At 69.3% G+C, this 12,423-nt stretch carries 10 protein-coding genes and 1 pseudogene; 3 read left to right on the plus strand and 8 right to left on the minus strand.

Annotated features, from left to right (window positions below; genetic code table 11):
- Window positions 1-3: 3 nt before the first annotated feature.
- From urtD to urtA, 4 genes are all read right to left on the minus strand, one after another.
- Window positions 4-843 carry an urea ABC transporter ATP-binding protein UrtD gene (urtD, locus tag ACFYZ8_RS18220; protein ID WP_388530032.1) on the minus strand — a complete coding sequence of 280 codons (840 nt, stop codon included), beginning with the start codon at window positions 841-843 and terminating at the stop codon, window positions 4-6.
- Window positions 840-1,967, minus strand: a complete 1,128-nt coding sequence (urtC, locus tag ACFYZ8_RS18225; protein WP_388530029.1) for an urea ABC transporter permease subunit UrtC — start codon at window positions 1,965-1,967, stop codon at window positions 840-842. Before urtC ends, urtD begins: the two co-directional genes overlap by 4 nt.
- Complete coding sequence (urtB, locus tag ACFYZ8_RS18230; RefSeq protein WP_388530026.1) at window positions 1,964-2,848, minus strand: urea ABC transporter permease subunit UrtB; 885 nt, start codon at window positions 2,846-2,848, stop codon at window positions 1,964-1,966. Before urtB ends, urtC begins: the two co-directional genes overlap by 4 nt.
- 114 nt (window positions 2,849-2,962) lie before the next feature.
- Window positions 2,963-4,216 (minus strand): urea ABC transporter substrate-binding protein, encoded by a 1,254-nt coding sequence (urtA, locus tag ACFYZ8_RS18235; protein WP_388530023.1) that lies wholly within the window; start codon window positions 4,214-4,216, stop codon window positions 2,963-2,965.
- A gap of 414 nt (window positions 4,217-4,630) precedes the next feature.
- On the opposite strand from urtA, the gene ACFYZ8_RS18240 reads away from it, so the two are divergent.
- A complete protein-coding gene (locus tag ACFYZ8_RS18240; protein ID WP_388530020.1) occupies window positions 4,631-5,137 on the plus strand; it encodes a MarR family winged helix-turn-helix transcriptional regulator in 507 nt (168 codons plus the stop codon).
- On the opposite strand, the gene ACFYZ8_RS18245 is transcribed toward ACFYZ8_RS18240, so the two are convergent.
- The gene (locus ACFYZ8_RS18245) at window positions 5,094-6,212 is read right to left on the minus strand and encodes a substrate-binding domain-containing protein (RefSeq protein WP_359036430.1); all 1,119 of its coding nucleotides are present in this window, start codon (window positions 6,210-6,212) and stop codon (window positions 5,094-5,096) included. The two genes, ACFYZ8_RS18240 and ACFYZ8_RS18245, sit on opposite strands and share 44 nt — an antisense overlap.
- Before the next feature lie 6 nt (window positions 6,213-6,218).
- Between ACFYZ8_RS18245 and ACFYZ8_RS18250 the strand changes: the two genes are divergently transcribed.
- Window positions 6,219-6,809: a DJ-1/PfpI family protein gene (locus tag ACFYZ8_RS18250; RefSeq protein ID WP_388532057.1), complete on the plus strand. Its 591-nt coding sequence runs from the start codon at window positions 6,219-6,221 to the stop codon at window positions 6,807-6,809.
- 232 nt (window positions 6,810-7,041) lie between these two features.
- On the opposite strand, the gene ACFYZ8_RS18255 is transcribed toward ACFYZ8_RS18250, so the two are convergent.
- Together ACFYZ8_RS18255 and ACFYZ8_RS18260 are read right to left on the minus strand one after the other, a co-directional pair.
- Complete coding sequence (locus ACFYZ8_RS18255; protein WP_388530017.1) at window positions 7,042-8,946, minus strand: hypothetical protein; 1,905 nt, start codon at window positions 8,944-8,946, stop codon at window positions 7,042-7,044.
- 138 nt (window positions 8,947-9,084) lie between these two features.
- Window positions 9,085-9,875: pseudogene (locus ACFYZ8_RS18260) on the minus strand (sugar nucleotide-binding protein).
- Between the two features lie 119 nt (window positions 9,876-9,994).
- Here ACFYZ8_RS18260 and ACFYZ8_RS18265 point away from each other — a divergent pair.
- A complete protein-coding gene (locus ACFYZ8_RS18265) occupies window positions 9,995-10,987 on the plus strand; it encodes an aldo/keto reductase (RefSeq protein ID WP_388530014.1) in 993 nt (330 codons plus the stop codon).
- Between the two features lie 152 nt (window positions 10,988-11,139).
- On the opposite strand, the gene ACFYZ8_RS18270 is transcribed toward ACFYZ8_RS18265, so the two are convergent.
- The gene (locus ACFYZ8_RS18270) at window positions 11,140-12,408 is read right to left on the minus strand and encodes a diaminobutyrate--2-oxoglutarate transaminase (RefSeq protein ID WP_388530011.1); all 1,269 of its coding nucleotides are present in this window, start codon (window positions 12,406-12,408) and stop codon (window positions 11,140-11,142) included.
- Window positions 12,409-12,423: the final 15 nt, after the last annotated feature.

The raw sequence follows: 12,423 nt of genomic DNA on the forward strand, positions 1-12,423 counted from the left end.
GTCTCACGCCTCCTCGGCGACGGCGGCGGGGGCGGCGGGAGCGGCCGGCGTCGATCCCGGTTCGGGCTCGGGCTCGGGCTCGGGCTCGGGCTCCCGTTCGGCTTCGGGTTCGGACGCGCGCCCGAGGTAGACCTCCTGGACCTTGGCGTCGGCCTGGACCTCGGCGACCGTGCCCTCGCTGAGCACCTTGCCGGCGTGCAGGACGCTGACGCTGCGGGCGAAGGAGCGCATGAAGTCCATGTCGTGCTCGATGACGACGACCGTGTGGTCCTCGCTCACCCGTTGCAACAGCTCGCCGGTGGCCTCGCGTTCCTCGTGGCTCATGCCGGCCACCGGCTCGTCGAGCAGGAGCAGTTGCACGTCCTGGACGAGCAGCATGCCGATCTCCAGCCACTGCTTCTGGCCGTGGGCGAGAACGCCCGCGGGGCGGTCGCGCAGCTCGGTCAGGCCCGTCGTCTCCAACGCTTTCGCGACCGGTTCGGGGATGTCCCTGCGGCGTCGCAGCATCGTCCACACGCCCCGGCCGGCGCCCGCCGCGATGTCGAGGTTCTGCAGCACGGTCAGTTCCTCGAAGATGCTGGCCGTCTGGAACGTACGGCCGATGCCCATGCGGGCGATCTTCTGCACGGGTCGGCCCAGCAGATCCTGTTCGCCGAAGCGGACCGAGCCGGTGGCCTTCACCAGGCCGGTGATCGCGTCGACCAGAGTGGTCTTGCCCGCACCATTCGGGCCGATGAGGAAGCGCAGGTCGCCGGGGCGGATGTCCAGGTCGACGCCGTCGACGGCGGTGAACCCGTCGAAGGTGACCCGCAGGTCGCGGACGGTCAGTCCCTCGCCGCTCATGCTGTCTCTCCAGTCGCAGGAGTACCGGTACGAGTGCGGCGCCTGCGCAGGACGACGCCGAGGGAGGCGAGGCCGCCGGGCAGGAAGCCGACCGCCAGGACGAACAGCAAGCCCTGGAGGTACGTCCACGCGGCGGGGAATTCGTCGGACAGCGTGCTCTGCGCCCAGGCCACGGCGATCGCGCCGAGCACCGCTCCCACCAGGGACGCCCGCCCGCCGACCGCCGCACCGATGACGAAGCCGATGGAGGGCACGATGCCGATCAGGGCCGGGGAGATGATCCCGACGGCCGGGACGAAGAGGGCTCCCGCGAGGCCCGCCATGCCGGCCGCGACGACGTACGCGACGAGCTTGATGTTCGCCGGGTTGTAGCCGAGGAAGCGCACCCGTTCCTCGGAGTCCCGTACGGCGACGAGGAGTTCGCCGTAGCGGCTGACGAAGAGCTGGCGGGCCAGTGCCATCAGCAGGAGCAGCACGGCGGCGATGATGAAGTACACCATCCGCTGGTTGACCGGGTCGTCCAGCGAGTAGCCGAAGAAGCCCTGGATGTCGGTGAGTCCGTTGGTGCCGCCCGTGGTCGCCTGCTGGCCGACCAGCCAGATGGAGAGGGCGGCGGCGAGGGCTTGGCTGAGGATCGCGAAGTAGGCGCCCTTCACCCTGCGTCGGAACACGAGGAAGCCGAGCACCGCGGCGACCGCCATGGGCAGCAGCACGGTCATGGCGAGCGCGAAGCCGGGGTTGGCGAAGGGCTTCCACCACCAGGGCAGCGCGTCGCCGGTGCCGTACAGCTGCATGAAGTCCGGCAGCTTGTCGCCGGTGGCGGCGGCGTCGGTGAGTTTGAGGTGCATGGCCATGGCGTAGCCGCCGAGGCCGAAGAAGACGCCCTGACCGAGGACCATGAGGCCGCCGCGCCCCCAGGCCAGGCTCACGCCGACCGCCACGATCGCGTAGCACAGGTACTTCGCGAGGAGGGAGAGGCGGAAGTCGGAGAGGGCGAGGGGGGCGATGCCGAGCAGGAGTACGGCACCGAGGGCGAAGCCCGCGGGCACGCGGAAGCGGTTCAGCAAGGGCGCGGAGGGCGGGGTCAGGGTGTCGGGGCTCGTGGTCGTGGTCGTGGTCGTCATGCCAGGCTCCGGGTGCGCAGTGTGTACAGGCCCTGGGGTCGCCACTGGAGGAAGGCGACGATCGCCACCAGCACCACGACCTTGGCGACGCTGACGGTGGTCGAGTACTCCAGGACGGACTGCAGCACGCCCAGCGCGAACGCCGTGATGACGGCGCCCTTCAGCTGTCCGATGCCGCCGACGACCACGACCAGGAAGGCGTCGACGATGTAGTTGGTGCCCATCGTCGGGCCGATCGGTCCGACCAGGGTGAGCGCGACGCCGGCAACACCGGCCAGGCCGGAGCCGATGAAGAAGGTGATGCGGTCGACCTGTCCGGTGGCGATGCCGGAGACCTCGGCGAGGTCGCGGTTCTGCACGACGGCCCGGATCCGGCGGCCCAGCGGGGTGAACCGCAGGACCAGGGTCAGGCCGAGGACGCAGAGGAGCGCGAGGCCGAGGATGAACAGGCGGTTGTTGGCGAAGGTGACCGAACCGGCCGAGATGTTGCCGGTGAGGATGTCGGGCGCGGCCGTCTGCACGTTGGGGGCGCCGAAGACGTCACGGGCCAGCTGCTGGAGCATCAGCGAGACACCCCAGGTGACCAGCAGGGTGTCCAGCGGCCGTGTGTAGAGCCGCCGGATGAGCAGCCATTCAAGAAGCGCCCCCATGGCGCCCGCGACCAGGAACGCGAGCGGCAGGGCGACGAAGAGGGAGACGCCGGCGCTGCTGATGGACTTCTGCAGGACGTACGTCGTGTAGGCGCCGGCCATGATGAACTCGCCGTGCGCCATGTTGATCACGCCCATCTGACCGAACGTCAGGGTCAGGCCGAGCGCGATGAGAAGCAGGACGGCACCGATGCTGATGCCGGTGAAGGACTGGTTGAGGACGACCGTCATGAAGCGGCTCCGGGTCGGGTACGGACGTGCGGGCTTGCGGGCCTGCGACGTGCGGGCTTGCCATGGGCGTGACCCGGCCCCGTGACGGAGCCGGGTCGATCCCGTGGGCGTGGCTCAGGACAGGCCGGAGGCCCAGGAGTAGCCCTTGAGGTACGGGTCCGGCTTGATCGGCTTGCCCGAGTTCCAGACCTCCTCGATCAGGCCGTCGGAGCCGACCTTGCCGATGCGGGCGGTCTTGTAGACGTGCTGGGTGGCGCCGTCGACGGTGACCTTGCCCTCGGGGGCGTCGAAGACGATGCCGTCGGAGGCGGCCTTCACCTTGGCGACGTCGAAGGAGCCGGCCTTCTCGACCATCGCCTTCCAGAGGTAGACGGAGATGTAGGCGGCCTCCATGGGGTCGGAGGTCGGCTTGTCCTTGCCGTACGCCGCCTGGTAGGCCGCGACGAACTTCTTGTTCGCGGCGCCCGGGGTGGTCTCGTAGTAGTTCCAGGCCGTCAACTGGCCTTCCAGATACTGCGTTCCGATGCTCTTGACCTCCTCCTCGGCGATCGAGACGGAGAGCACCGGCAGGCTCTTGGCGGTGAGGCCCGCGGACTTGTACTCCTTGAAGAAGGCCACGTTGCTGTCACCGTTGAGGGTGTTGAACACCGCGTCGGCGCCGGAGCCCTTGACCTTGTTGACGATGGTGCTGAACTCCGTGGAGCCGAGCGGCGCGTAGTCCTCGCCGACCACCGTCAGACCCTTGGCCTTCGCGTACGCCTTGATGATCTTGTTGGCGGTGCGCGGGAAGACGTAGTCGCTGCCGACCAGGTACAGCTTGGTCAGCCCCTGCTTCTTCAGGTAGTCGAGGGCGGGCACGATCTGCTGGTTGGTGGTGGCGCCGATGTAGAAGATGTACGGCGACTCCTCCAGGCCCTCGTACTGCACGGGGTAGAAGAGCAGCGACTTGTACCGCTCGAAGACCGGCTTGACGGCCTTGCGGCTGGCCGAGGTCCAGCAGCCGAAGGTGGCCGCGACCTTGTCGTCCGTGATGAGGGCCTCGGCCTTCTCGGCGAACGTCGGCCAGTCGGAGGCGCCGTCCTGGCTGATGGGCTTGAGCTTCTTGCCCAGGACTCCCCCGGAGGCGTTGATCTCCTTGATGGCGAGCAGCAGCGAGTTGTGGACCGTGACCTCGCTGATGGCCATCGTGCCCGAGAGCGAGTTGAGCAGACCGACCTTGACCGTGCTGCCGGACGTGTCCGCCGTGGCACCTGAACCCGACGCCGTCTCGGTGCCGGTCTTGGCGCCACAGGCGCTGAGGGCGGCGGACGCGCCGACTGCCGATATGCCGGCCAGAAGACCGCGTCTGCTGATGCTGAGCCCGGACATGCACAACCTCCTTGCCCCGAAGGGCGAAGCGAAAAGAGCGGAGTGGCCCGAAAGAGCCGTGGGAGGGAGGGAGACGGAGGGAGGGAGAGGGACACGCTTCAGAAGTGGCGGCGTTGACGCACGGGTTCCCCAGCCGTTCCGGGGTGGGTCCGGGCTGGTCGCTGAAGTGCGACCACAGCCTGCGAGGAGACTGTTTCCGGTGCGTTTCACGGCAATTGAAGAATGGTTTCCAGTGGAAGCAAAATTGCGGGGGAAACAAAAAGTCCCCCGCTGGAGATGCATGTTTGACGGCATCACAGCGAAGGTAATTAATGCTTCCTGCGGAAAGGATCAGTTTCTCGGTTCCCCTTGTCAAGGGCCCGGTGATCACGGGTAGGCTCGGACACCGGCCGACAGCACGAGCGGAGGAGCACGATGGCGAGGCAGCCGCAGGAACTGCTCTACCTGCTGACCCGGGCCGAACGTCTCGCGGTGCGCCGAGTGCAGTCCGTACTGGACGAGTTCGACTGTTCGGTGGAGGCGTGGAGGGTGCTCGACCTGCTGTCCGACGGACAGGGGCACAACATGACGGCCCTCGCCGACCACGCCTTCCTGCCGGCTCCGAGTCTCACCAAGCTGGTCGACCAACTCGTCGACCAGAACTGGGTCTACCGCCGCGTCGATCCCGCGGACCGGCGTCGCGTACTGGCCCACCTCACTCCGCGAGGCATGCAGCGGTGGCAGTTGCTGGTCCGTGAAGTACGGGCCGACTGGGGGGACTTGGAGCAGTCGCTCCCCGCCGAGGAGCTGGACGAACTGCTTGCCCGGCTGGCCGACGCCCTGGAAGGCCCGGGCACCTCGAACCGGGGCGCCAGGGGCGCCACCGTCCCCGGCGGCGTCACACCAGGTCGTGCGGAGCGCGGAGTTGGGCGAGCACGTTGAAGTCGAGCCCGTCCGCCTCCGCCAGGTAGATGCGCTGGCGCACATGCCGGTCGCGGAGGTGGAGCAGACCGCGCGGCCCTTCGTAGGAGACGGTCTCTGCGGCGGCGGAGATCGCGGCCACGTCCAGGGTGCGGGCCCGCTCGATGAGTGAGGCGAGCAGCAGCACGCCCTCGTAACAGGATTCGCCGAGGCTTCCGGGGGCCGGAGCCTCGATGCCGAAGCGGTCGGCGTACTGGCCGTGGAAGTCCAGGGTGTCCTGGTTCGCCAGCGAGGCGAAGAACCCGGCCGTGCTGAAGAGGTCACCGGTCGCCTCCGGACCGCTGGCCATCAGCATGTTCTCGTCCATCAGCGTGCTCAGCCTGAGGCACCGCTGGTCGAGGCCGGAGGCGGCGAAGGCCCGGTTGAAGCGGACCGCGTCACTGCCGACCAGCAGCATCAGCACGCCGTCCGCGTCCGCGTGCTCGATGCGCCGCAGCACGTCACGGAAGTCCTCGGCGCCCAGCGGGAGATACGCCTCACCGCAGACCCGCCCACCCCCGCACGCGCGGGCGTAACGGCGGGCCGCCCGGGCCGTGCGCCGGGGCCAGACGTAGTTGTTGCCGACGACGAACCATCGGCGCACCCGCCGTGTCTCGGCCAGCAGCCGCATCGCGGGCAGCAGCTGCCAGTCGGGCGTCTCACTGGTCATGAAGACACCGTCGGTGCGCTCCCCGCCCTCGTACAGGGCGGTGTAGACGTACGGCACCAGGTGCGCGATGCGCGGTGCCACCGCCTGCCGGACCGAGGAAATGTGCCACCCGGTCACCCCGTGCACCACACCGGTCGCCACCAGGGCCTCGACCTCCTCGGCGACCTTCTGGGGGTCGGCGCCGCCGTCGACCTCCAGCAGCCGGAGCTCCTTGCCGAGAACACCACCGGCCCTGTTGATCTCCTCGGCGGCCAGCCGCGCGCACGCCTCGCAGGCAGGACCGAAGATCCCGGCAGGCCCCTGCATCGGGTACACGAGCGCGACGTTCAGGGCCGAGTCGTCGGCCGTGAACCACTCGGGGGTGTGGAGGCTGAGCGGCCGGTGCATGGCCACATGATTCCCGGGCGGCTGTCAGCGCCCAAGCATTGGCCGGGATTGAGACCGACTTGTAGGCATGAGGAGCAAGCTCGCCGTGCAGGAGGAGCAGGAGGTGGCGTCCGAGGACGGACGAGGTCAAACGGGGCATGGCACGGCTCCAGGTCACCGACACGCAGTAAGAACCCGTCGCTCCGAGCGGGGAACTTTTCGGCGGGTGCGGCGGACTACTGGAGAGGGATCGGTGGAGCGCACGTCGGCTCCGACCGGGCCGCTCCCCGGTTCACGCACATCCCCGCGCGACGCCTGGCCGGAGTCACCGTCGCCGGTGTCTGCACCGGTGTCCTGGTGCTGTCCGCGGCGGGCCTGACCAAGGGCCGTCCGTGCACGACACACCATCTCGGCAAGGCCGACCTAGCCGCTCAGGGCGGCAAGGTGATCGACACGCGCGTCGTCGACGCTTCGAAGGCGACCGGACCGCGTGCGGGCCGACAAGACGTACGACTCCCGCCGGAACCGGGCCCACCTGCGCAGACGCGGGATCAAAACGACCATCCCGGTGCCGGCGGACCGGGTTCGCAACCGCCACGAGCCCGGCTCCCTGGGTGATCGGCCTCCGGAGTTCGACAAGACCGGCTGCGAGCAGCGGCAGGCAAGCGCCACCGGGCGAGGGCACGCCGTTGTGCGCGGCTGCGTGCTGGGGACACACCGCAACGGTCCGGGAACCGTTGGCGTTTGGCGCCGATCCCGACCTCCGCGAAGACCAAGGCGCAGGCTGGTCCCCGCTGGACGGGGCGGACAATGGCCCGCACCCCGACTCTCACCACTCTCGCAACAGGCCCTAGGGCCGCCGGGGAGAGGGGTCCGGGGCGGAGATGTGGTCCAGATCGAGGGGATGGCTGGTGCTGTCCGTAGTGAGCCTGGCCTGAAGGTCGGTCTGCCGGTCCGCGAGCAGTTCGAGGACGCGGCGGGGGTGGGTGCCCGGCAGGCCGGCGACGTTCTCCGTCTGGCTCCAGTGTCCGAGGAACTCCAGGACAGTGTCGATCATGCCGAGGGCAGCCTGCGCGGTGACCTCGTCAGCGGGGTTGGCGAACACTCCCTGGTGAAAGGCGGCGTTGCGCATGGCATAAAGCCAGGTCAGCAGCGAGTGCATGGTGTTCTGCTGGTCATGCAGCCAGCTCGCGAAGTCCGCGGGATGCGTCAGCCGTCGCTGCCAGGCGGCGACCTGCTCGGCGGCGAGCCCGTCCGTCACCGCGACCAACTGCGCGAGGGCCCGGTGAGCGGACAGGATGTCACCGGAGGCTCCCGCGGGAGGAACCAGTACGTCGAACCACCGGTTCAGGACGACCGTACGGATGTCACCGCTCGCGGCCTGGGCGGTCCCGCCTTTGAGGATGACAGCCTCCACGGACGCCAGCAGCCGACTGACCTCCTTGGCAAGCGCGGTGTGGACGCCATGCGCCTGAACGGTCACTCGGAGCAGGTCGGCGTGGCGTATGCGCAACTCCTCGACCGCGCGCCGCGCGGACTCGGCTGAGTTGCTCTCGATCTGGGCGATACTCCGGGCGGCACGGGCCGCTTTCTTCTCGTACTCGCGATGCCGCCAGGCGGCATGCCGGACAGCGGCCTGCGCGGAAAGGAACACGACGTGCCACAGTCCCAGGAGCTGCTGCCGGGTGACGTGCAAGGCGCATGCCTTGGCGAGGACGTCCAGCTGGGCGGACTTCATGCCCATGGACTCGACCGCGCTCCACACCAGCCCCGCGGTCGTCATAGGGGCATCGACCTGCTGCGCGAGATGTGCCGCACGCAGCGCCGCGCCGAGCGAAGCAGGCCAGTGGGTGGTGAGCGGCTGGGCGGCTTTGGCGGTCTTCGAGTGGGTGTGGTCGTCGACCACGTGCGTGTGGGAGTCAGTGGCGAACATGAGCGGGTGCAGGGAGAGGTGGGTCAGCCGCTGGCCCGCCGCGTATTGGTCGAGCACTTCGCCGAGCTTGCGCCGGCCCCGGCGCAGGGCAGTGTGAGCGTCGGCCGCGTGCACCGGATGGGTCACCAACACCGCAGGCCCCTCCAGTCCGGCCGCGACCCTCCGCAGGAACCGTCGGCGGATGTCACGGTCCCGCCCGCCCTGTCCGACGTTGGTGTCCCGTGGCACCGGCTGCTGCCGCGCTCCCGGCAACAGCTGCTCAAGGGCCCGTAGTTCGCGCGTTCCTGCGACAACGATGCCGACTCGGAAGGCACGCGCCTGCGGCCAGAGCACTTCGGCGATCTCCTGGACCTCGGGCACGTCCGGTGACCGCCGTTTCATCAGCGCGATGAGATCGGTTCGCAGGTCGAGCCCGTCCCGCCCGTGCAGAGCAACGGATGTCGCGATCTCGTTGCGCATGTGCACGGCGGCTCCGGGCGACAACGCCGACCGCCACACCGGGACCAGCCACCCGCGAATGGACCGCGAGGCCGGTCCGATCAACCGCCCGAGCCGGTTGGCGTAGGCCTGCTTCACATCGTCGGGCGTGCGGTTCGTCAGCAGGGACTCCAGTTGATGGACCAGCCGCCGCGCGGCCCGAAGATACCGAGCGTTGTCCGGAACCGCCCCGAAGACCAGGCTCGCCGTGTCCATGTTGGCCCGCGCAGGTGCAATGAGCCTCTTCAACAGCCGGGTCTCCGGCTGGCCTTCGGCGGAGACGTTCCCCTCGAGGGCGTGGTGGACCCGGATCAGCGCCAGCATCGCGCTGTTGACAGCTGACACATGCTCACTCGGATAGGCCCGCGGGTCCAGCATCCGCAACAGCCCATCGAGAAAGGCCCTCTGCTGCCGCGAAAGTGCCACCGTCCCAAATCCCTCGACGGCGTGCGCGTCCCAAACGCTGTAGTGCATTTCGGCAGCCTATGGTGCAGCGAGCCTGAGGGTGGGGGCGACGGCGTTTTCCTGCTCGCGGCGGGAGAAACCTGGCCGCTCGCTCAGTCTGCGACGCACGTCCAGGGCGCCGGGCAGCGAGCTGTCGGTTCGCAGGCCGGTCGGGAGTCCGGAGGCGTCGGGGCCGTCCCGCCTGGCGGCCAGGATGGCGAGTTCGTGGCGGCTGACTGCGTCGGGGCCGGCGAGGTGGTGGATGCCGGAGCTGTTGCCCGAAGCCGGCTCCAGGAGGGCGGCGGCCAGGTCGGCGACGTGCACCGGGCAGCGGACGTCGTCGGTGAACAGGGCGCCGTCGCGGGTGCCGGTGGCGAGTTCGTGTACGAGGCGCTCATGGGCTGATCCCCCGTCGCCGGTGATCAGCGACGTGCGGGCGACCTCAGCTTCCGGGTGCACGGCGAGGCCCCCTGTTTCCGCCGCCGCCTTCGCCGCTCCGTATGGGGTGATGGGGTCGGGCAGGCTGGACTCGTCGCAGTGGACCCGGGCCGCCGAGAACACGGCGTCACTGGAAACGTGGACGAGGCGGACTCCTTGTCCGGCCGCGGTCCTCGCGAGCCGGATGGGGGCCTGTGCCGTCACGGCCCAGTCGGACTCATGACGGCATCCCGGCGGCCGGCGTCCCGCAGATCGAGGAGGTACCGGACGGCGCGGGCGGCGTCGCCGGGCCTGGTGGCGTACGTCGCTGCCGTGGCCTGCTCGGCCGCGACGGCCTGCCGAATCAGCTCGGCGCCCAGGAAGCCGCTGCCACCGACGATCAAAGTGGTCATGCGGCGCCCGGCGTCACGACACGGCTGTCCCAAGCCTGCTTAAAATTGTTAACTGCGGTGCGGAGAAACGGAGTTGCACCATTGCCTAGAGCGCACTTCATGCGACTAGCGTGCAGTCCATGAAGTACACGCAACTCGGACGCACCGGGCTCAAGGTCAGCCGACTCGTCCTCGGCACCATGAACTTCGGTCCGCACACCGACGAGGCCGCCAGCCACGCGATCATGGACGCGGCGCTGGACGCGGGCATCAACTTCTTCGACACGGCGAACGTGTACGGCCGGGGCGAGAACAAGGGCCGTACGGAAAGCATCATCGGGAACTGGTTCGCGAAGGGCGGCGAGCGGCGCGACAAGGTCGTCCTCGCCACCAAGGTGTACGGCACCATGGGCGCGGACGGGGAAGCGTGGCCCAACCACGAGAAGTTGTCGGCGGTGAACATCCGGCGCGCCGTGGACGCCTCGCTCAAGCGGCTCCGGACCGACTACATCGACCTCTACCAGTTCCACCACATCGACCGGGACACCCCGTTCGAGGAGATCTGGCAGGCCATCGACGTACTGGTCCAGCAGGGGAAGATCCTTTATGTCGGGTCCTCCAATTTTCCCGGCTACAAGATCGCCCAGGCCAACGAGATCGCCGCCCGTCGCGGCGGCACCACCGGCCTCGTCAGCGAGCAGTGCCTGTACAACCTCTACGAGCGCCGCGCCGAGATGGAGGTCATCCCGGCCGCCCGGGAGTACGGCCTCGGCATCATCCCGTGGTCACCGCTGCACGGTGGCGCGCTCGGCGGCGTGCTGAAGAAGGAGATCGAGGGCGGTCGGCGCGGTGAGGGGCTGGCCGCGGGCAACATGTCCGGCCCGGATGTACGCGCCAGGATCCAGGCGTACGAGGACTTGCTCGACAAGCACGGTCTGGAGCCCGGGGAGGCCGCTCTTGCCTGGCTCCTCACCCGCCCTGGCGTGACCGGCCCGATCGTCGGCCCGCGCACGGCAGAGCAGCTCGAATCGGCCCTGCGCTCCATAGAGTTGGATCTGAGCGAGGAGCTGCTGGCCGGTTTGGACGACCTCTTCCCGGGACCGGGACCGTCACCGGAGGCCTTCGCCTGGTAGCGGGCGCCACCGCGTTCAGGACGGGCGGCGCTCGGCCTGCGGCGCGGCTGCCACAGCTACTCGTCCCTGGTTCTCGCCTGCCTGATGCTGTCGGCGTGTTCCGCTTCGTGCCGCCTGCTGCTCGGCGGGGACACGAACGACCTGACGGGCGACTACGCCGTAGCGAATACCTGGATGGTGTCGCCCAAGGTGCCCGCCACTTCCTTCCACTCGGTGACGGAGATCGTCAGGGGTGGCAGGAGCTTCAGGACATGCCCCGAACCCGAGGTCTCGGCAACGACGCCGGCGCGGAACAATGCTCCCCGTATCCGCTCGGCCGTCCCGGGAGCGGGGAACCTCAGTCCGCTCATCGCCCCCTTGCCGACGACTTCGGCGGCACCGGCCGGGAGGACGTCGGTGATGGTCGCGAGGCTGGTACGGATCGCGTCGGTCAGTTCGGCGGCGTGGGCGGTGAAGTGCGGGTCGGTCCAGTAGTCCAGCGCCGCGGAGCCGGCCACGAAGGCGAGGTTGTGGCCTCGGAACGTGCCGTTGTGCTCGCCGGGGGCCCAACCATCGATCCCGCGCCGGATCAGCAACGCCGCCATCGGGAGCCCCATTCCGCTGAGGGACTTCGACAAGCAGACGAGGTCGGGCCGGAGTTCGGGGGCGTCCTCGAAGCTGAAGAAGGTGCCGGTACGTCCGCAGCCCGCCTGGATGTCGTCCACGACGATCAACGTGCCGGTGGCATCCGCGAGTTCACGGATTCGGGCCAGCCACGCGCGCGGAGCGGTGTGCAGTCCGCCCTCGCCCTGGACCGTCTCCAGCAGGACCGCTGCCGGCGGGGGTGTCGACGCGCCCGGGCCGAGGGTCCGCTCCAGCGAGGCGAAGGGGTCGGCGTCGACCGCGTCGCCGTACGGGAGGGTCGTGACGTCGGTCAACGGCACGCCCGCGGCGCCGCGCAGCAGCGGGGAGGTCGTGGCGGCGAGGGCGCCGAGGGAAGCGCCGTGGAAGCCTCCGGTGAAGGCGATCACCTCGGTGCGCCCGGTGACCTTGCGGGCCAGCTTGAGCGCGGCCTCGACGGCGAGCGTTCCGGCCGGTCCGGGGAACTGCACGACGTGGTCGCCCAGGCCGCGCGGCTCAAGGACGAGGCCGCTGAACCGCTCCAGGAAGTCGGCCTTGGCCGTGGTGTGCAGGTCCAGCGACTGCACGGGGCCGCCGGCCCTGAGGTAGGCCGTCACCCGCTCGACGATCCCGGGAGGGTTGTGGCCGTAGTTGAGCGAGCCGGCCCCGCACAGCAGGTCGACGTAGCGGCGTCCCGAGGTGTCCCACAGATGGTGGCCGGCGGCTCGTTCGAAGACCACCGGGAAGTCGCGGCAGTAGCTGCGCACGTTCGACTCGTGACGTTCGAACACCGCGAGGGGAGTCCGGCCGGGCTCGGTCATGTCAGCACGTACCTT

Source organism: Streptomyces sp. NPDC001668 (genome assembly GCF_042893155.1).
In the GTDB taxonomy this organism is placed as follows: Bacteria; Actinomycetota; Actinomycetes; order Streptomycetales; family Streptomycetaceae; genus Streptomyces.